Annotated in this window: 18 protein-coding genes; 14 read left to right on the forward strand and 4 right to left on the reverse strand. The window is 59.9% G+C overall.

From position 1 onward, the window contains the following. The first annotated feature begins 123 nt into the window (after positions 1-123). Complete coding sequence (locus H7C18_RS22490; protein ID WP_185131349.1) at positions 124-1,095, forward strand: Gfo/Idh/MocA family protein; 972 nt, start codon at positions 124-126, stop codon at positions 1,093-1,095. Between the two features lie 20 nt (positions 1,096-1,115). Further along, positions 1,116-1,982: a sugar phosphate isomerase/epimerase family protein gene (locus H7C18_RS22495; RefSeq protein ID WP_185131350.1), complete on the forward strand. Its 867-nt coding sequence runs from the start codon at positions 1,116-1,118 to the stop codon at positions 1,980-1,982. Positions 1,983-2,058: 76 nt separating this feature from the next. Here the strand turns inward: H7C18_RS22495 and H7C18_RS22500 are convergent, their stop codons facing one another. After that, positions 2,059-2,991: a zinc-binding dehydrogenase gene (locus tag H7C18_RS22500; RefSeq protein WP_185131351.1), complete on the reverse strand. Its 933-nt coding sequence runs from the start codon at positions 2,989-2,991 to the stop codon at positions 2,059-2,061. A 108-nt stretch (positions 2,992-3,099) separates the two neighbouring features. Between H7C18_RS22500 and H7C18_RS22505 the strand changes: the two genes are divergently transcribed. The 6 genes from H7C18_RS22505 to H7C18_RS22530 all read left to right on the forward strand — a co-directional run bounded on the left by H7C18_RS22505 (position 3,100) and on the right by H7C18_RS22530 (position 8,083). Next, a complete protein-coding gene (locus tag H7C18_RS22505; RefSeq protein ID WP_185131352.1) occupies positions 3,100-3,504 on the forward strand; it encodes a MerR family transcriptional regulator in 405 nt (134 codons plus the stop codon). Positions 3,505-3,528: 24 nt separating this feature from the next. Continuing rightward, positions 3,529-4,179 (forward strand): hypothetical protein, encoded by a 651-nt coding sequence (locus H7C18_RS22510; protein WP_185131353.1) that lies wholly within the window; start codon positions 3,529-3,531, stop codon positions 4,177-4,179. Between the two features lie 156 nt (positions 4,180-4,335). Beyond that, complete coding sequence (locus H7C18_RS22515) at positions 4,336-5,826, forward strand: serine hydrolase domain-containing protein (protein ID WP_185131354.1); 1,491 nt, start codon at positions 4,336-4,338, stop codon at positions 5,824-5,826. A 415-nt stretch (positions 5,827-6,241) separates the two neighbouring features. Then, on the forward strand, positions 6,242-7,327 hold the full coding sequence (asd, locus tag H7C18_RS22520) for an aspartate-semialdehyde dehydrogenase (protein ID WP_185131355.1): 1,086 nt from the start codon (positions 6,242-6,244) through the stop codon (positions 7,325-7,327). A gap of 81 nt (positions 7,328-7,408) precedes the next feature. Next, the gene (locus H7C18_RS34855) at positions 7,409-7,651 is read left to right on the forward strand and encodes a hypothetical protein (RefSeq protein WP_202887244.1); all 243 of its coding nucleotides are present in this window, start codon (positions 7,409-7,411) and stop codon (positions 7,649-7,651) included. 24 nt (positions 7,652-7,675) lie between these two features. Next, on the forward strand, positions 7,676-8,083 hold the full coding sequence (locus tag H7C18_RS22530; protein ID WP_185131356.1) for a LysM peptidoglycan-binding domain-containing protein: 408 nt from the start codon (positions 7,676-7,678) through the stop codon (positions 8,081-8,083). A gap of 82 nt (positions 8,084-8,165) precedes the next feature. Here H7C18_RS22530 and H7C18_RS22535 read toward each other — a convergent pair whose 3' ends face one another. Continuing rightward, positions 8,166-9,044 carry a LysR family transcriptional regulator gene (locus tag H7C18_RS22535; RefSeq protein ID WP_185131406.1) on the reverse strand — a complete coding sequence of 293 codons (879 nt, stop codon included), beginning with the start codon at positions 9,042-9,044 and terminating at the stop codon, positions 8,166-8,168. A 126-nt stretch (positions 9,045-9,170) separates the two neighbouring features. Between H7C18_RS22535 and zwf the strand changes: the two genes are divergently transcribed. Genes zwf through gndA form a run of 4 tightly spaced genes read left to right on the forward strand, consistent with a single transcriptional unit; the run spans position 9,171 to position 14,811 of the window. Further along, on the forward strand, positions 9,171-10,685 hold the full coding sequence (gene zwf / locus H7C18_RS22540) for a glucose-6-phosphate dehydrogenase (protein ID WP_185131357.1): 1,515 nt from the start codon (positions 9,171-9,173) through the stop codon (positions 10,683-10,685). After that, positions 10,663-12,660 (forward strand): transketolase, encoded by a 1,998-nt coding sequence (gene tkt, locus H7C18_RS22545; RefSeq protein WP_185131358.1) that lies wholly within the window; start codon positions 10,663-10,665, stop codon positions 12,658-12,660. The genes zwf and tkt overlap by 23 nt, the downstream gene beginning before the upstream one ends. A gap of 39 nt (positions 12,661-12,699) precedes the next feature. After that, the gene (gene fsa, locus H7C18_RS22550; protein ID WP_185131359.1) at positions 12,700-13,365 is read left to right on the forward strand and encodes a fructose-6-phosphate aldolase; all 666 of its coding nucleotides are present in this window, start codon (positions 12,700-12,702) and stop codon (positions 13,363-13,365) included. A gap of 33 nt (positions 13,366-13,398) precedes the next feature. Next, positions 13,399-14,811, forward strand: coding sequence for an NADP-dependent phosphogluconate dehydrogenase (gene gndA, locus H7C18_RS22555; protein WP_185131360.1), 1,413 nt, complete (start codon positions 13,399-13,401; stop codon positions 14,809-14,811). A gap of 255 nt (positions 14,812-15,066) precedes the next feature. On the opposite strand, the gene yedF is transcribed toward gndA, so the two are convergent. Next, entirely contained in the window at positions 15,067-15,294 is a 228-nt protein-coding gene (gene yedF, locus H7C18_RS22560; protein ID WP_185131361.1) for a sulfurtransferase-like selenium metabolism protein YedF, read from the reverse strand. Continuing rightward, entirely contained in the window at positions 15,284-16,492 is a 1,209-nt protein-coding gene (gene yedE / locus H7C18_RS22565) for a selenium metabolism membrane protein YedE/FdhT (RefSeq protein ID WP_185131362.1), read from the reverse strand. The genes yedF and yedE overlap by 11 nt, the downstream gene beginning before the upstream one ends. 762 nt (positions 16,493-17,254) lie before the next feature. Between yedE and ilvB the strand changes: the two genes are divergently transcribed. Further along, positions 17,255-18,982: a biosynthetic-type acetolactate synthase large subunit gene (ilvB, locus tag H7C18_RS22570; protein ID WP_185131407.1), complete on the forward strand. Its 1,728-nt coding sequence runs from the start codon at positions 17,255-17,257 to the stop codon at positions 18,980-18,982. Between the two features lie 19 nt (positions 18,983-19,001). Continuing rightward, positions 19,002-20,189: a MalY/PatB family protein gene (locus H7C18_RS22575; protein WP_185131363.1), complete on the forward strand. Its 1,188-nt coding sequence runs from the start codon at positions 19,002-19,004 to the stop codon at positions 20,187-20,189. The last annotated feature ends 2 nt before the right edge of the window (positions 20,190-20,191 follow it).

Here is a 20,191-nt window from a genome sequence, read left to right on the forward strand (position 1 = left end):
TTTTTTTGGCGCGTAATCGTAGGAATAACCGGCGCGGTGGCGGCTATTTGGATTGTCCGGATGCGCTTACAACCCTATAATGGGACTGTTACGAACTGCCATTTCGATTGGGAGGCTGAACCGATGAGCAACATTCGCGTAGGTTTTATCGGAACGGGAGGCATTGCCGGGTGGCATGCCCGTCAGCTACTGGAACTGCCGGAAGCCCGGATCGTCGCGCTCGCGGATACGAGCGAGAAAAGCCGAAGCACGTTCACGGAGAAGTTCGATCTGAAGGAAGTCTCGCAGTTCTCGGATTACAAGGAGATGCTGGACCAGGGGAACCTGGATGCGGTCGTCATCTGCTCTCCGCATACGCTTCACTTCCAACAGGCTCGCGACGTGCTGACTCGCGGCATGCATGTGCTGATCGAGAAGCCGATGACGTGCTCGTCGGCGGAAGCGGAGCTGCTCATCCAGACCGCCAAGCAGGCCGGGAAAATCATGCAGGTGTCGTATCAGCGCCACTTCCAGCCGGAATTCCTCTACATACGGAACGCCATCGCCGGCGGCGAGATCGGCAAGCTGACCTCGATCACGGCGTCGTTGTACCAGGAATGGCGGCAGGGGACGCCCGGCTCCTGGCGGCAGGATCCGGCGCTGTCCGGCGGCGGCTTCCTGATGGACTCGGGCAGCCATATCATCGACGCGCTGCTCTGGACGACGGGCCTGACGCCCGTGGAAGTCAAGCCTCAGCTTCATATGCACGGAGCGCCGGTGGAGATCGACACGTTCACGTCCATCCGGTTCGCGGAAGGCCCGATCGCCGGACTGAACCTGGTGGGCTACTCTCCCTGCTGGCATGAGACGTTCGTGTTCTGCGGCGAAGACGGCGGCATTTTCTACGACAACGGAAAGATCACGCTCCGCCGCCTGCGTCAGGAGCCGATCGTGCCGGAGCTTCCGCCTGCGACCACCAACCAGGACAAGAGCTTCATCGACGCGATCCTCGGCCGCCACGAAGTGCTCGTGCCCGGAGAATTCGCGCTCAAAGTCGTCAAACTGTCGGAAATGATCTATCAGGCGGCCGGCTATTCGCCGCTGGCCCAAGTATAACCGTAGGAGGACGACGGAAGATGAAGTATCGCATCGGAATGCGAATCCCGCCGAAGATCGGGGCGGAAGGAATCGGCGCGACGGCTGAGTGGGCGGCGTCGGCCGGATTGGATGTACTGGACGTTCCGCAATTAACGCCGGAAGTCAAACAAGCTTGCGAACGGGCCGGCATCGGAATCGGCTCGATCGACGTGGGCACGGCGAAGCTGCTGAGCCGGGACGATGCGGTGCGCGCCGACGCGGTGGAATCGACGAAGCGGCTGATGAGCGACATCTCGGCGCTCGGCGGCAGCGTGCTGTTCATGTGCCTCGTGCCGGAAGACCACACGTTGCCGCGTAAGGAAGGCTTCGCGATCTGGAAGGAGACGTTCCCGGAGCTAGTCCGCCATGCGGAGCAGACCGGCACGTACATGGCTATCGAAGGCTGGCCGGGTCCCGCGCCTCATTATCCGACGCTCGGTTGTACGCCGGAGATGTGGCGGGCCATGTTCGAAGCGATTCCGTCCAAGCACTTCGGGCTGAATTACGATCCTTCGCACCTGGTGCGGCTGGGCATCGATTACGTCCGCGCGCTGACGGAGTTCGGCGACCGGATCGTTCATTGCCACGGCAAGGATACGGAGCTTCTGCACGACGAGCTGTACGAATGCGGCGTGCTTCCGGCGACGTTCGGCGCGAAATACGGCTTCTCGGAAGGCTCGTGGCGCTATACGATTCCGGGACACGGAGAAGTGGACTGGGGCAAAGTCGCCGTCCGTCTCGACCGCATCGGCTATAAGGGAGCGGTCAGCATCGAGCTGGAGGACCAGCGTTTCTGGGGCTCGCTTGAGGCCGAGCGCGAAGGCATCGTCAAGGCGGCGGAGCACCTGTCCAAGTTTTTCAAATAAGATGGATCGCCTAAGAAGCAGCGGCAGGCCGGGACTCGCGCATCGAGTCCGGACACGCCGCTGCTTTTCCGCTGCTTCAGGAGATCATCAGCACCGCTTTGCCGGCGATGCCCCGATTCAGGAGGCTCTGGGCGACTTCCGCGATCTCGGTCCAGGAGGACTCGCGATCGATCGGCGGATGCAGACGCCCCTCCGCCACCATGGCGGCCAAGCGGCCGAGATTTTTCGCGATTCCGGTCTGGCGTTCCATTCCTTCCAGGACAAGCACGCCTTCCGGAATAGACGCCAGACGGGCCTGCAGCGTCATGTCCGGCTGCGTGGCGGCTCCGAGATTCACGCAGCGGCCGTCCGGTTCGAGATACTTGGTGACGGCGGCCAGCGCCTCTCCGCCCAGCGTATCCACGATAAAATCGAAAGGCCCCGACGACTGGGCCGCAGCGGCATCTTCGCCGGCCACGACGTTTTCGATCCCGGTCTCGCGAAGGCTTGCCGCGCGTTCTTCGCGGCACACGAGGGCGGTGACGTAGGCGCCTGCCTGCCGGGCCAGCTGGCAGGCGAAATGCCCGACGCCGCCCGACGCTCCGGTAACCAGCACTTTACGGCCTAATAGAAAGCCGCCTTTCTCCATGCCATACAGCGCGGTAAGGCCGGCGACAGGCAGGGTCGCCGCTTGGGCGAAAGTCACCCTGTCCGGAATCTCGGCCAAGAGAGCCGTCGGAACGGCCGCAACTTCCGCCCACGAGCCGGAAGGAACCATGCCGAATACTCGGGTCCCGGCCTGCGGCCCCGAACCGTCGGCGGCCGCTTGCGCGACGACGCCCGACAGATCCCAGCCGGGGCGCCACCCGGCTTCCGCGCGGCCGGCGGCGCGCACCTCCCCGAGATTGAGCGAGACGGCCGCAACGCGGACCAAAGCTTGCGATAAAGCGGGGCGAGGCGCTTCCACTGCGTCGATCTTAAGACGTCCTTCCACTTGCGGGTCAACGACAACTGCGCGGATCGTGTTCATCTGCAATTTCTCCTTTTTCAAGAATCTTTTGACCTCATGAGGTTCAACGGTTAAAGTATAAACGGTAAAGCGAACTTGAAGGTCAATCCCTTTTAACAGGAGATTTCTATGAAAATTCATGCGTTGGCGCAAAGGACGGGCTTGACGGCTCCGACGATCCGCTTTTACGAGCAAGAGGGGCTGCTCGACGAACGTCACGTACGTCGCAGTGAAAACAATTATCGCGATTACAGCGAAGCGACCGTCGAGCATCTGCTGACGGTCAAGAAGATTCAGGCCGTCGGATTCACGCTGGCGGAGTTGAAGCAGGTGATCCGGGAGGATGAAGCGAGCGGGCTGCCGCTGTCCAGGGTGGTCGAGCTTCTTCGACTCAAGCTGGAGGAAATCGAGAGGAAAAAGCAGGAATTGGAGCAGGTCGGAGCGCATCTGACTCTCATGCTGGCGAAAAAGTCGGCGCTCCTGGAAGCGGAACAGAGAGGGAAAACGGCGGTTCCGTATCGAATATTCACCTAAATCAATCCGAAAGGACCTTCTCCCATGACTCTGACAGAATGGGCTGAGACTTACAGCCCCGCTATCTTTTTCGACGAGAATGAACCGTTCCGTCCCGTCCGTATCGGCGTAACCTTGTTCGAGCGGCCCGGCCCGTCGCCTTCGATGGAGGGACGCCGGATCGAGTTCGATCCGGATGAGGTCAAGCTGGCGATCGAATACGCGATCTATTTCGACTACGACATCGGCCATCTGTACGAACTGGAGCACTTCTGGGCGTACGTCGGTCACGACGGATCGGTTGTCGACGCCGAAGCCAGCTTCCACGGCCGCTACTTCAAAGCCTTGTTCAAGGATAAGCGGAACCTGGAAGGAACCCATGTCCGCATCTACTCCCAGCCCGGAAAGCATGCGTTCGCGCCGTCGATCGATTTCCTGGAGCTGATTCCGAATTTGCATTCCGCTTCTTACGAAGAGGCCGGCAACGCGGGCTTGCTGGTTCCGGCAATGTTTGAAGGCCGCTTCGCCGCCGACGCCGAAACCGACCGGAAGGTGAACGCTTATTTGCAAAGCGTCCGTTTCCGGCCGTCCCTGAAGTTCCGTCGCTATTCGATCGATTCGGAGCTGTATGCGACATGGCCGGAGCTGGAGGAGGAAATTCCGCAGCGAATCGGGGAGATCGTCCGCAGTCTGTAAGCGCGGCGCCCGACCATATCCATAGAAAAAAGGAACGCCTATCTCCGCGGATAGGCGCTTTTTTTCGGCTTATGTTCTTCTTAAGATTTGCCTTTACTTTTCCTTATGCAACGGTTCTTATCATGGAACTATTCGAGAAGAGGAGGCAAGTCCCCAATGAAGAATCGTTTCGTCGCAATCCTAACCTTGCTCGCTTTCTGCGGAGGATGGCTTGGCTGCCTGCCCGGCACGGCTTCGGCCGCCGCGAACTTCGACGCGGCCCGGGTCGACCGGTACGTCCAAGCGCAGATGAAAAAGAACAACATTCCCGGATTGGCGGTTGCCATCGTTCACGGCGACCAAACCGTCTATGCCAAGGGATTCGGCAAAGACGGGGACGGAAGTCCGGTTACGCCCCGGACGCCGTTCGCCATCGCGTCGCTGAGCAAATCGGTCACCGCGCTGGCCGTCATGCAGCTGGTTGAAGTCGGGAAGCTCGACCTGGACGCACCGGTAACGGAGTATATCCCCTCTTTTAAGACCGGAGATCCCCGGGCGGCGCAAATCACCGTGCGGATGCTGCTGAATCAGACAAGCGGGCTGGCGGATTCGGTTTTTCCGGAGATGACGTTTCGCGAGCAGCCGAAGTCTCTGGAGGAATCGGTCGCCCGGTTCGGCCGAGTCAAGCTGGCAAGCGCCCCCGGTCGGCAGTTCCACTATCATAACCCCAATTATCAAATTTTAGCCCGACTGGCGGAAGTCGCGAGCGGGGAGAAGTTCCCCGACTACCTAAGCAAGCACATTTTCCGGCCGCTTCATATGGATCGGACGACAGACGTTGCCGACACCAAGCTTCTTCCGAAGACGTTCGACCCTTTCGCCGACGGCCATATTCTCGTCTATGGCAAGCCCATCGCCATGAAGGAACCGGACTGGTTCGTGGAAGGCGCGGCGGGCAACGTCTCGACCGCGGAAGATATGGCGCGCTGGCTCTCGCTCCAGCTAGACGGCGGCGAGTACGATGGCGTTCGGCTGCTGAGCGCGGACGGAATCCGTACGATGCACACCGTACCGGCCGGTCTCGACAGCACGTACGGGATGGGATGGACGATCGAGGGGGACAAAATCGAGCATAACGGGCTCCTATGGACCTATTATGCCGATCAGACGCTGCTGCCCGAGAGCGGGTACGGAATTGTCGTGCTATTCAATACGGGGCTCAACATGCTGGTTCCTTATTCGTCCTTCATGCAAGGCATTATCGACATCCTGGACGGCAAACAGCCGAAGGGAACGTTCTTCGCCGACCGAACGAACGAGACGATCGTCGGCGTTCTCACGCTTCTGACGGCCGGAAGCGGCATCTTTCGGCTTGCGCGGATGAAGAGATGGGAGGTCCGCACCCGCAAGCGCGCGAAATGGCTGACCTGGACGCTCCTGATATCGAACCTGATCCCGCTGCTCCTGCTGATCTTTCTACCCCGGATCGTGGCGTTCATCGCGGCGGGACGGCAGTTGAGCCGTGAGCGGCTCTTCCTTACCCTTCCGAGCGTGTCGATCTTGCTGATGCTGGCGGCCGGATTCGGCGCCGCCGTCGCGATCGGCCGGGCGATCTGCTTATATCGGTCGCCGGCGCGCATCCGGACAGGCCGCGGCAAGTTTTTTTGAAAAAACGGTTTACCTCGGACGCAACTTCTTATATTATAATCATAATATCAAATGCGATGACGAGAAGAGTAAGTAAAGGAATCCTTTCGCAGAGAGCTCCGGTCGCTGGGAAGGGGCAAAGGATCCTTTATCGAAGAAAGGCTCCGAGCAGCGCATCGGAACTTCGCGAAGAAGGGATGGTGCGACAGGCGCTCCTGTTACAGAGCTAGAGTATATGCGTTGCCGCCAAGCAATGCCGTACTCGAAGAGGCCGGGACGGCGACGTCCGGCGAATTTGGGGTGGTACCGCGAGAATCGAATCTCGTCCCTGAGACAACGTCTTGGGGGTGGGATTTTTTTGTTGCCGGTCGGCGAACGCGGCGCGGATAAACGTCATACACTCATTCAGACAGTCAGAGAAAGGGTTGAAGAAGCGATGTCGGAAAAACTGAAAGCGGGCATTGTCGGGGGAACGGGGATGGTCGGCCAGCGTTTCGTTCAACTGCTCGAGCAGCATCCTTGGTTTGAAGTGTCGGCCATCGCGGCCAGCGCCGGTTCGGCCGGGAAGACGTACGAGGAAGCCGTCAAGGGAAGATGGAAGATGTCCGGCCCCATTCCCGAATCCGTGAAGGGCATCGTCGTCCAGGACGCCTCCAAGGTGGAGGAAGTCGCGGGGCAGGCGGACTTTATTTTCTGCGCCGTCGACATGACCAAGAGCGAGATCCAGGCGCTGGAAGAAGCTTACGCCAAGACGGGAACGCCCGTCATCTCCAATAACTCCGCGCATCGCTGGACGCCCGACGTCCCGATGGTCATTCCGGAGATCAACCCGGAGCATATCGAAGTGATCGCGGCGCAGCGGAAGCGTCTCGGAACGAAGACGGGATTTATCGCCGTCAAGCCCAACTGCTCCATTCAGAGCTACGTGCCGGCGCTTCACGCGCTGAAGAGCTACAACCCGACGACCATCGTCGCCTCGACGTACCAGGCGATCTCCGGAGCCGGGAAGAACTTCGCCGATTGGCCGGAAATGCTGGACAACGTCATTCCCTACATCGGCGGAGAGGAAGAGAAGAGCGAGCAGGAGCCGCTGCGCATCTGGGGCAGCATCGAAGACGGCCGGATCGTCAAGGCAAGCTCTCCGCTCATTACGACGCAGTGCATTCGGGTGCCCGTGACGGATGGACATCTGGCGACCGTATTCGTCTCCTTCGACAACAAGCCTTCCAAGGAAGAGATTCTGGAACGCTGGCGGCAATTCCAAGGCCGGCCGCAGGAGCTCGGACTGCCCAGCGCGCCGAAGCAGTTCATCACCTACTTCGAGGAAGACAACCGGCCGCAGACGAAGCTGGACCGCGATATCGAAGGCGGCATGGGCGTCTCGGTGGGGCGGCTGCGCGAGGATCGCCTGTACGATTACAAATTCGTCGGACTGTCGCACAACACGCTGCGCGGCGCCGCGGGCGGAGCCGTGCTGATCGCCGAGCTGCTGAAGGCGGAAGGATATATTCAAGCGAAATAATAGCTTCGACGGCGGACCGACGATGCGAGCGATGGCGACGCATTTGCCGGTCCGCTTTTTTGCGAAAGGGGATGGAGTCTCATGAACCAAGACGAAGAAGTGCTGTCCGAGGTCGAATCGGTCCGTCTCCAAGACGGCATCGTCCGAAGGCCCGCTTCGGCGTGGTCGCCTAGCGTGCACGCGCTGCTGCGGCATCTGGAAGAGGTCGATTTTCCGGCTTCGCCGCGGACGGGGGGCCGGGCACGGATTTTCCTTGACGGAAATTTTCCGCTGGCGAGGTGTCACCAGTCGGGGCGACAGCCCATATCCTACAGAGACAAATGACTATTTTTGGGAGGTTATTTTCTGATGGATCGTGCTTTTTTCCCCGGCGGAGGCTTTGGCTTTGGCAGACCGTTCTTTCGCCCGTTCCCGCACCCCTTCTTTCCCAATCGATTCCTGTTTCCGTTTTTCTTCTTTTCCCCGTTTTTCTTTCCGTTTTTTAGAGACGGCCAATCCGACGATTCTTTGTTCGCGACGCATCAAGCCCAGCCGGGACAGACGCTTGCGGCGGTATCCCACCAGTATAACATTCCCCAGTCCATGCTGGAGGAAGCCAATCCGCACCTGTCCAATCCGAGCCAGCTGAGTGCCGGCGAGGTCGTCTACATTCCCCGCATCTCCCATATGGTCTGCCAGAAGAGCTACGCGGAGATGCCCGCCGCCGCGCAGCCCAACCAGCCCGTGGCGACGCCGTACCAAGGACACCGCCAGTAACGGCGCCGAAAAAACACCGATACGCCACCTGGCTAAGGCCGGCTCTAACGAGTCGGCTTCTTTATTTTGCCGCGCGGTTGGCTTACCGGATCAGCTCGATGAACCCGCTAGCGGCGCTGGAGAGCGGCATGTTGCTCATCGTCAGGATGCCGACGTGGGACGGAGGGAGCGGGACGTCGATCCGAACCTCGAACAGCGAGCCTTCCTCCAGTTCTTTCGATACGAATTCCCTCGTCACGTAGGAAATGCCGAGACCCCGCTTCGCAAACTCGATAAGCAGATCCACGCTGCCGACCTCGATCTCCGGCTTGATGGAGTACCCGTAGCTTTGAAACAGCTCGGTGATCGTCATCCGGGCGCGGCTGTTGCGGGAGAACAGAATGATCGGGTACTGCAGCAGCTTGTCGAGCGGCAGAACCGCGTCCTTCAGATGCGCGTACCGGGCTCCGGCCACGAAACAATCCTGCAGCTGAAAACTTTCCGTCACTTGAAGCTGAGGGTCGACGATCGGCATCCGGACGACGCCCAGGTCGATTCGGCCTTCCTTCAGGAAAGAGATGATCTCCGGCGTCGTCCCGTGGTTCAAGTGAAGCTTGACGCCGGGATGCTGCTCGTGGAACTGCTCCAGATAGGGGAGCACGTAATGCTTGAACAGCGAATCGCTGCCGCCGATCCGCAGCTCCCCGCTCTCCAGGTTTTTTAGCGCGGCCATCTTCTCCTCCGCGCGCGCGATGAGAATTTGCGACTGCTCGATATACGAATAAAGGACCGCGCCCTCCTGCGTCAGTTCGACCCCTTTGGCGTTCCGGTAAAACAGCGTGACGCCGAAGCTCTCCTCCAACTGTTTGATCGCATGGCTGACGCTCGGCTGCGTCAAGTAAAGCGCCTTGGCGGCTTGGGACAAGCTGCCCGTTTTGGCGGCCCAATAGAACACCTTGTACAGCTCATAATTGTTACCCATAGACATGGTCTATAGCTCCTGTTCAATATATTAATTACTTGTATGGCCGTTAAACGTATTATAGTGAAACTAAGAAAAAGAAACCAGAGCTTAAGAAAGCTCATCGGAAAAGTGAGGGATATGGAGATGGAGCCGACTACTTTCGTCTTGTTCGGGGCGACCGGGGATTTGGCCAAGCGGAAAATCTACCCGGCCCTGTATAACTTGTTCGTTCGCGGCAAACTGCCGGAGGCCTTCTCCGTGGTCGGTCTCGGAAGAAGGGAATGGACCGACGAATCGTTCCAAGCCAACGTCGAGCAGTCGCTGGAGCGGTTCTCGAGAACGAAGCCGGACGACGCCGGGCTGCTGCATCGATTCCTGCAAGCGTTCCGGTACAGCGTGCTGGACATCGGCCGCGAAGAAGATTACCGGAAGCTGCTGGATCTCGTTCAGCGCCGGGAAGATGAGCTGGGCATTCCGGGCAACCGCTTGTTCTACTTGTCCGTCGGTCCGGAGTTTTTCGAGCCGATCGCCGCCAATATCCAGAGCAGCGGGCTGGGGGACGTGAGCGGCTGGAAGCGTCTCGTGATCGAGAAGCCGTTCGGCCATGACTTGCGCTCGGCCCGGCATCTGAACGAGAAGCTGAGCCAATCGTTCGAGGAAGACGAGATCTACCGCATCGACCACTACCTCGGCAAGCCGGTCGTGCAGCGGCTCGAGTCGCTGCAGCAAGGAAACCCGGTCATCCAGGCGCTTTGGACCAACCGCTATATCGCGAATGTGCAAATAACGGCGAACGAGACGGTCGGCGTCGAAGAGCGGGCCGGCTATTACGACCACACGGGCGCCTTGAGGGATATGTTCCAGAACCATATGCTTCAGCTGCTCATGATGGCGGCGATCCACCTGCCGTACGACAGCAGCTCCGAGAAGGTGCGCTTCAAGAAGAAGCGGGTAATGGAAGCACTCGAGCTGGTGCAGAAAGAAGACGTCAGCCTGAGCGTCGTCCGCGGGCAATACGCCGAAGGAACCGTCGACGGCAAGCCGGTTGCGGCTTATACGTCGGAGCCGGGGATTGCGCCCGATTCCACGAACGACACGTTCATCGCCGCCCGGCTCATGATCGACAACAACGATTGGCGCGGCGTTCCGTTCTATATCCGGACCGGCAAGCGGCTCAAAGAGAAGTCGACGAGAATCGTCGTCGAGTTCAAGGAGCCGGTCAAGCAAAGCTGGTCGGACGGCGCGACTCCGAACCTGCTCGTCATCGAGATCGGCCCGAACGAGAGCATTACGCTTCAGCTCAACGAGAAGGAGCCGGGGCCGAACGGAGGGTTCAAGCCGGTCCACATCGATCTTCAGGCGAGCCCGGCGAATTCCCCCGAGGCGTACGAGAACCTGATCGGCGATGCATTGAACGGCGATTCCACGTTTTTCGCCCACTGGGACGAAGTCGAGCTGTCTTGGGAATGGGTTCAGCCGGTGCTGGACGCGTTCGCGGAAAATCTCGTTCCGCTGCATCGTTACGAAGCGGGAACCTTCGGCCCGTCCGAATCCGACGCATTGCTCGCGAAGGACGGGTACCGCTGGTGGTTCGACAAGCCGGAAGACAAATCCGAGAAGAATGAGGGAGAACGTTATGCCTACCACGCAAACCATTGATCAACTCGCGATCGACACGATCCGCACATTGTCGATCGACGCCGTCAACGCCGCCAATTCCGGTCATCCGGGATTGCCCATGGGCGCCGCGCCGATGGCGTACGCCCTTTGGGCCGAGCATTTGAACCACAACCCCGCCAACGCCAAGTGGTTCAACCGCGACCGTTTCGTGCTGTCGGCCGGACACGGTTCCGCCTTGCTGTACAGCTTGCTGCATCTGTTCGGGTATCAGGTGTCGATCGATGACCTGAAAAATTTCCGCAAGCTGAACAGCCGGACGCCGGGCCATCCCGAATACGGGCACACCGACGGCGTCGAAGCGACGACGGGACCGCTCGGCCAAGGCGTCGCCATGGCGGTCGGGATGGCGATGGCCGAGGCGCACTTGGCCGCGAAATTCAATCAGGAAGGTTTTCCGGTCGTCGATCATTATACTTACGCGCTCGTCGGCGACGGATGCCTCATGGAAGGCATCTCCTACGAAGCGATGTCCATGGCCGGGCATATGAAGCTCGGCAAGCTGATCGTGCTTTACGATTCCAACGACATTTCGCTGGACGGAGAGCTGAACCTGAGCTTCGGCGAGAACGTCCGCCAGCGGGCGGAGTCGCAGAACTGGCATTACCTGCGCGTCGAGGACGGCAACGACATCGCGGCGATCTCCAAGGCGATCGCGTCGGCCAAGCAGCATGCCGATCGGCCGACGATCATCGAGGTGCGCACGATTATCGGCTATGGGAGCAAAAAGGTAGCCGGCACGAACAAGGCGCACGGCAATCCGCTCGGCAAGGAAGAAGCCAAGGCGACCAAAGCGGTTTACGGCTGGCCGTATGAAGAAGAATTCACCGTTCCGGAGACGGTTCGGGCACATTTCGAGCAGTTCAAGCAGCAGGGCGGCGCCAAGGAAGCGGAATGGAATAAGCTGTTCGCCGCCTACAAGGCGAAGCATCCGGAGCAGGGACGGGAATTGGAGTCCGCGATCGCCGGCGATGTGAAGGTAGACGCTGCGGACATTCCGACGTACGATACCTCGAAGACGTTGTCGACCCGGGTCGCAAGCGGCGAAGCGATCAACCATTACGTGAAAACCGTCCCGGGCCTGTTCGGCGGAAGCGCGGACTTGTCGCATTCGACGATGACGGACATGAGCGGCGAGCCGGCGTTCGCGGTCGAATCCTACGCCGGACGCAACATCTACTTCGGCGTCCGGGAGCATGCGATGGGCGCGGCCGGCAACGGTCTGGCGCTGCACGGCGGCGTCAACCCGTTCGTGAGCACGTTCTTCGTGTTCAGCGATTACCTGCGTCCGTCCATTCGGCTGGCGGCTCTGCAGAAGCTGCCCGTCATCTACTTGTTCACGCACGACTCCATCGCCGTCGGGGAAGACGGGCCGACCCACGAGCCGGTCGAGCACCTGGCCGCGCTGCGCACCATTCCGGGGCTGACGGTCATCCGTCCTTCCGACGCCAACGAGACGGCAAGCGCCTGGGCTTATGCGCTGGAGCATAAGGAAGGTCCTGTTGCGCTCATTCTGAGCCGCCAGAACCTGCCGATTTTCGAGGAGACCAAGGGCAACAAGGATCAGGTGGCCAAGGGCGGCTACGTTCTAGCCGAGAGCGGCGGAGAGCCGGACGTCATCCTGATCGCGACGGGCTCGGAAGTGTCGCTGGCCGTCTTGGCGAAGGCGGAGCTCGAGAAGGATGGCACGAACGTTCGCGTCGTCGCCATGCCGAGCCGGGAGCTGTTCGACCGCCAGCCTGAAGCTTACAAGCAAAGCGTGCTTCCCGACGCCGTAACGAAGCGGCTCGCCATCGAAGCCGGCATCTCGCTCGGCTGGGACCGGTACGCGGGAGCCGGCGGGAAAGTACTGTCGATCGACACCTTCGGCGCTTCGGGCCCGGGAGGCGCAGTTCTGGAGCATTTCGGCTTCTCGGTCGCGAACGTTGTTCGTTTGGCTCGAGAATTGACGAAATAAAATATTAACCACATTAATTAATCTGGAGGCGGAACAAACATGAAATTTTTCATCGACACGGCTAACCTGGCGGACATCAAAAAAGCGTATCAAGTCGGCGTTCTCTCCGGCGTCACGACGAATCCTTCGCTCGTGGCGAAGGAAGGCGTCAAGTTCGAAGACCGCATCGAACAGATTCTGAAGGAAGTGCCGGAAGTCGAATCGGTATCCGCCGAAGTCACGCCGGACGCCGTCACGGCGGAGCAGATGATCGCGCAAGCCGAAGAGCTGATCAAGATCAACAATTACGACAAGAACATCACGATCAAGCTGCCGATGACGCTGGCCGGTCTGGAAGCCTGCCGTTACCTGACCAAGAAAGGCGTCAAGACGAACGTCACGCTTATCTTCACTGTCAACCAGGCGCTGCTGGCGGCCCGCGCCGGCGCCACGTACGTCTCTCCGTTCCTCGGCCGCCTGGACGACATCTCCGAAGACGGCGTTCAGCTGGTGACGAAGATCGCCGAGATGTTCCGCACGCACAACATCGAGTCGCAGATCATCGCCGCTTCCGTTCGCCACCCGGATCACGTGACCCGCGTCGCCATGGCGGGCGCGCATATCGCCACGATTCCGTTCTCCGTCATCGAACAGATCGCCAAGCACCCGCTGACGGAGCAAGGTCTCGAAAAGTTCGCCGCCGATTGGAAAAAAGCCGTTCAATAAATAGAAAAAGCATGGGATAGGAGGCGGTAGAGAATGAGCAAGCAGCAAATCGGCGTGGTCGGCTTGGCCGTCATGGGCAAGAACCTCGCGATGAATATCGAGAGCAAAGGATTCTCCGTATCCGTCTACAACCGGTCTCCGGAGAAAACGAATGAACTGCTTGAAGAAGCGAAAGGACGGAACTTCGTCGGCACTTTTAGCGTCGAGGAATTCGTGCAGTCGCTGGAGACGCCGCGCAAAATCCTGATCATGGTCAAAGCCGGCGGGCCGACCGACGACACGATCAACCAGCTCGTGCCTTACCTTGACGAGGGCGACATTCTGATCGACGGAGGCAACGCCTACTTCCCGGATACGCAGCGTCGGAACCGGGAGCTGCAGGCGAAGGGTCTTCGCTTCATCGGGGCGGGCGTATCCGGCGGGGAAGAGGGCGCGTTGAAAGGCCCGGCGATTATGCCGGGCGGCCAGCGCGACGCTTACGAGCTCGTCGAACCGATTCTGACCGCCATCTCGGCGAAGGTGAACGGCGACCCGTGCTCGACCTATATCGGCGCAGACGGCGCCGGTCACTACGTCAAGATGGTGCACAACGGCATCGAGTACGGAGACATGCAGCTCATCGGCGAGGCTTACCATCTGCTGAAGGATGTCCTGGGCCTGAGCACGAGCGAGCTTCACGAGATTTTCTCCGAATGGAACAAAGGGGAGCTGGACAGCTACCTGATCGAGATTACCGCGGACATCTTCTCGAAGACGGATCCGGAGACGGGCAAGCCGATGGTGGACGTCATCCTGGATTCGGCCGGCCAGAAGGGGACCGGCAAGTGGACGAGCCAGAGCTCGCTGGATCTCGGCGTTCCGCTCTCCATCATAACCGAGTCCGTGTTCGCGCGCTTCATCTCCGCGATGAAGGACGAGCGCGTCGCCGCCAGCCGGAAGCTGTCCGGTCCGGCAGCGGCAGGCTACGACGGGGACCGTCGCGAATTCGTCGAGGCCGTGCGCAAGGCGCTGTATGCCAGCAAGATCGCGTCCTACGCGCAAGGCTTCGCCCAGATGCGGGCCGCTTCCGAAGCTTACGGCTGGAACCTGCAGTACGGCAACATCGCGATGATCTTCCGCGGCGGCTGCATCATCCGCGCCCGGTTCCTGCAGAACATCAAGGACGCCTACGACCGCGATCCGGAGCTCAAAAATCTGCTGCTGGACGAATACTTCGGCGGCATCGTGAGAGACTACCAGGACGCATGGCGCAAAGTCGTATCGGTCGCCGTCACGAAGGGAATCCCGGTTCCCGCATTCGCCTCCGCGCTGGCGTACTACGACAGCTACCGCACCGAACGGCTGCCGGCCAATCTGCTGCAAGCGCAGCGGGATTATTTCGGCGCGCATACGTTCGAGCGGGTCGACAAGAGCGGAAGCTTCCACTTCCAGTGGATGGATCACTGAATATAAAAACTCGCCCCTGTGACCGGGGGCGAGTTTTTTCATTTCTTCGGTTCATCTTATTTGCTCATGGAATGATCCGCTTAGACATATGAACCGGAAAACCTCCGCTTATTTCGATCAGATGGCGCCCATTGCCGTCTATAAACGATCATATAGGGAGTTTTCCCTTTTAATCGCAATAATCGGCAGCGCTGGCCGAATGGCATGGAGATTTTCCGGTTCGCGGCCGTTCGAGGTCCCTGGAGGAACGAAGCTTCAAGCCTGAATATAGAAAATGATGTCCCGGCCGTTCTTCTGCGGTTCCTGAACGAGCGTGTAGCCGTGCTTGACGACTTCCTCCGGAACGTTCCGGAAGGAAGAGGGGCAGTCGGCGATCACTTGCAGCAGTTGTCCCGGCTGCATCTCCTTGAGCGTATCGAGCGTATAGATCACCGGATAGGGGCAGGATTCTCCCCGGACATCCAGCGCGAAATCAATGGACATTTTTGGCGGCTCCCTTCCGGAATCCGGTTCCGAACCGGTAGTGGTTCTGCCAGTATCTCGCGATGGCGAATAGGAGGCCGAGCACGATCAGAGTAGCCGCGATCGCGCCGCCCGCTCCGAATTTGTCGATCAGGTTGATTTTCGAACCGGTCTCGACAAGACGCCGATAGATGAACGTATGGTCCCAGGCATAAGCCAGCAAGCCGGCGCCGGCGATATTGCCGATGAACACCGGCAGGAACACGACCTGGCCTTCCATGAGCCGGTACATCATCCCGGTCTCGCACCCGCCGGCCATCACGATGCCCAGGCCGAACAGGACGCCGCCGATCAGCGTGCTGGGAGCGGCGATCTTCGTGATCGGGTCCATGCCGTTGGCCAGAATGATGACGAGCGTAACGACCGAGCTGACCGCCATGCCCACGAGAATCGCCTTCGTCATCGTGGCCCGCCCGCTGATCCACAGATCGCGGAACGCGGAGGTGAAGCAGATTTGGCCCCGCTCGATCAGGATGCCGAACAGAGCCCCGAACAGCGCGGCGACGCCAAGCATCTTATGGCCGGAGACGAAGAAGCAAACGATCAGGATCGCGTACGCCAGCGCCGCCAATCCGCCCAGCAAAGGCTGAATCCGTCCCGACGCGGCGCGCGCCGGCTCGACGGGACCCTTGATCAGGCGAGGCTTGCCTTTCCACCAGGAGGCGCCGATCAGCTTGACCCCGAGATACGTTCCGATGGCGGTCGAGGCCATGAAGATCCAGGAGTGCAGCGAGAACTGCGGCACGCCCGTAAAGAAGGCGGCCAGGTTGCAGCCCAGCGCCAGCCGCGCGCCGAAGCCGGCTACGATGCCTCCCGCGAACGCCTGCGCCCAGCGCCTCTTCTGCCGGGGAATCCGCAGCTTGAAGTTGTTGTTGAGCAGAACCATGACGAGAGCGCCGGCGAACATCCCCCAGACGATCCAGCCGTCCGTTCGGGTCACGGGATTGCCCTGCATGCCGATCAGCTTGAAGTAGCCCCAATCGGACACGTCCGCGCCGAACCATTCCATCACGTGCCCGCCGAGGCGGGTGAATTCGCCGGTAACGGCCCAGACGGTCTTCGTAATGCCGAAGTATACTGCGCTCAAGACTCCCGCGAGCGCCATCGCGAGATAAGGACTCCAGTAATTCAGAATCCATTTGCGGTACAAAGCTTTCATCTCGTGTCTCAACCATCCTTTGGGATTCGAAATGCCAGCATCTATCTTACTATATTTTTTTCAGCGGGGTAATCTTGAATTATCGAATGCCCTGTGCTATCATGAGTGCCAACATATCGGGCAATGATGGGAAAAAATGACGAAGGCGCTTATGACCAGAGAGCAGAGGGATAGCTGAGACCTTTGCCGTAATCCTTCGCCAGAAGTCGTCCCGGAGCTTTCGACCGAAAGCAGGGCCAGCCGGGCCCGGGCGAGTAGGCTTGAACGGAATGGCACACGTTATCGTGCTTGAGGTGCGCGCATCGTACCTCATGAGGCCGGAACCGCGAGGTGTCCGGCGAATCAGGGTGGTACCGCGAAACGTTCCCCTTTCGTCCCTAGCCGCGACAGGCGCTTTCTGTCGGCTGCGGACGAAGGGGGGTTTTTGATTTTTCATATCCATGCGATGATGGGAAAAAATGACGAAGGCGCTTATGCCCAGAGAGCAGAGGGATTGCTGAGACCTCTGCCGTAATCCTTCGCCAGAAGTCGTCCCGGAGCTTTCGACCGAAAGCCGGGGCCGGAATCGGCCCGGAAGAGTAGGCTTGAACGGAATGGCGCACGTTATCGCGCTTGAGGTGCGCGAGTCGCTCCTCGTGAGGCCGGAACCGCGAGGTGTCCGGCGAATCAGGGTGGTACCGCGAAAGTTCCCCTTTCGTCCCTTGCCGCAGCAGCATGCTGTCCGACGGCTTAGGAGGAAAGGGGAAATTTCTTTTGCGGAGGATGAAGACCATGGAAAAATCGTTGAACCGCGCCGGACGGGAGGAATTGACCGGCTCGGACATTCTGCTGCGCTGCCTGCTTGCGGAGGGGACGGAATGCGTATTCGGGTATCCGGGAGGCAGCGTGCTGCCGATTTACGACGCGATGGTCGATCGCCCGGGCTTTAAGCACGTCTTGACCCGGCACGAGCAAGGGGCGATCCACGCGGCGGACGGTTACGCCCGCTCGACGGGCAAGATCGGCGTATGCATGGCCACTTCGGGTCCCGGGGCGACCAATCTCGTGACCGGAATCGCGACCGCCTATATGGACTCGGTTCCGCTGGTCGTCATTACGGGCAACGTCCCGACGGCGGTCATGGGGACGGACGCGTTCCAGGAAGCCGATATCGTCAGCATCACGATGCCGGTCACGAAGCACAACTACTCCGTTCGCCACGCTTCCGACCTGCCGCGCATCGTCCGCGAAGCGTTCCATATCGCCGGCACCGGCAGAAAAGGACCGGTGCTGATCGACATTCCGAAAGACGTATCCAGTCAAAAGGCGGTTTACGAGCCGGCCGACCGCATTCTTCCGAGGGGATACGAAGCGGCGCCGAGCCCGGATCCGAACGCGATCGACCGGCTGCTCCAAGCGATCGGGGAATCGGAGAGGCCGATCGTCATCGCCGGCGGCGGCGTGGTCTACTCGCAGGCTGCCGACGAGCTGCTTGCCTTTATCGACCGAACCCGGATTCCGGTGACGACCACCTTTCTCGGCCTGGGCGGCTTTCCGAGCGCTCACGAGCTGTGGCTGGGAATGCCGGGCCACCACGGCACGTATGCGGCGAACACGGCTCTTCAGAACGCGGATCTGGTCATTTCGATCGGCGCGCGCTTCGACGACCGGGTCACGATGAAGACGGACGGGTTCGCTCCGAAGGCGAAGCGGATTGCCCATCTCGATATCGATCCGGCCGAGATCGGCAAGAACATCCGAACCGATATCGCCTGCATCGGAGATATCAAGGACGTGCTCGCTTACGCCAACGCGAATGCCGTCCGCTCCCGCTCCGAAGCTTGGATTCGCACGGTTCAGGAATACAAAATCAAGCATCCGCTGCGTTATCGGGATTCCGAGACGGAGCTGAAGCCGCAATTCGTCCTCGAAATGATCCACGAGACGACGGGAGGAGACGCGATCGTCACGACGGACGTCGGCCAGCACCAAATGTGGGTGGCTCAATATTACAAGTTCAACCGCCCCCGATCGCTGGTCTCGTCCGGAGGCTTCGGCACGATGGGCTTCGGGTTTCCTTCGGCCGTCGGCGCCCAGATCGGGAATCCGGACCGTCTGGTCGTCTCCGTCAACGGCGACGGAGGCATGCAGATGTGCGCGCAGGAGATGGCGATCTGCGCCATCCATAAGCTTCCGGTCAAGATCGTCGTCCTCAACAACGAAGTGCTCGGAATGGTCAAGCAGCAGCAGGAGCTGATGTATGAGCGGCGGTACAGCCAGATCGATCTCGCGGGCAGTCCCGACTTTGTCAAGCTGGCCGAAGCTTACGGCATTCGGGCGCGGCGGGCGGCGACCAAGGAGGAAGCGGTCCTCGCCTGGCGGGAGGCGCTGGAGACGCCCGGACCGGCTCTTGTCGAATTCATGGTACCGAAGGATGAGAACGTGTACCCGATGGTTCTGAGCGGAACGACGCTGGATCAGATGATCCTGGGGGATGCTGTGATAGAATAGGAGGAAAGGGGGAGCGAAAATGGACTTTGATTTCGATCAAGTATGGTACCGCGCGGGAACGAACGCCGTGAAGTGGGATGAGGAAGTTCTGCGAAAAACGTTCGAGCTGAAGGACGAGGGCGGCTACCTGCCGCTGTGGGTCGCCGATATGGACTTCCGGACGGCGCCGAACATCGTGGAAGCGTTGAGGAAGCGGGTCGAGCACGGCATCTTTGGCTATGCCGTTCCGAAGGACGATTACTACGACGCGGTCTCTTGGTGGATGAACGAGCGGCACGGCTGGGAAATTCGCAAGGAATGGGTGACGACGACGCCCGGAATCGTCCCGGCGCTGAACTTCGTCATCCGGGCGCTGACCGGCGAAGGGGACAACGTCCTGATTCAGGAGCCGGTATACGGACCTTTCCGCAAGGTAACGGAGAACAACGGAAGAATTCCGGTGAACAATCCGCTCCGGCTTATCGGCGGTCGCTATGAGATGGATTACGAGGATCTGGAGGAGAAAGCGAAAGATCCGCGCACCAAATTGCTGATCGTCTGCAGTCCGCACAATCCGGTCGGGAGAGTGTGGACGCCGGAAGAACTGCGGCGGGTAGGGGACATCTGCGTGCGGCACGGCGTCATCGTCGTATCGGACGAGATTCATCAGGACTTTATCCTTCCCGGGAACAAGCATACGGTCTATGCGACGTTGGGGGAGGCGTTCGCTCAGCAGGCCGTCATCTGCACGGCGCCGAGCAAAACGTTTAACCTGGCGTCCTTGCAGACCTCCAACCTGATCGTTCCGAATCCGGAGCTGAAGAAAAAAATCGACGAGGAACTCGGCCGTTCCTCGATCGGTTCGCCCAATCTGATGGGAATCGTGGCCACGACGGCGGCCTATTCTCCTGAAGGGGCGCAATGGGTGGACGCGATGCTTCGCTATTTGAACCTGAACTTGGACCGGATGGAGAGGTTCGTCGAACAACGGATGCCGAAGGCGAAATTCAGGAAGCAGGAAGGAACGTACCTGAGCTGGATCGACTTCTCCGGGCTCGGGCTCGAGCAGCCGGAGCTCGAGCGGCGGATTCGGGAAGAAGCCAAGGTTCTGCTGGATCCGGGTTCCTGGTTCGGCGAGGGCGGCGACGGATTCCTGAGGGTGAACGTGGCTTGTCCGTGGTCCATCCTGGAGGAGGCGCTGACTCGAATCGCCCGGGCGGTGAGCTAATC

The organism is Cohnella zeiphila (assembly GCF_014212055.1).
GTDB lineage: Bacteria > Bacillota > Bacilli > Paenibacillales > Paenibacillaceae > Cohnella > Cohnella zeiphila.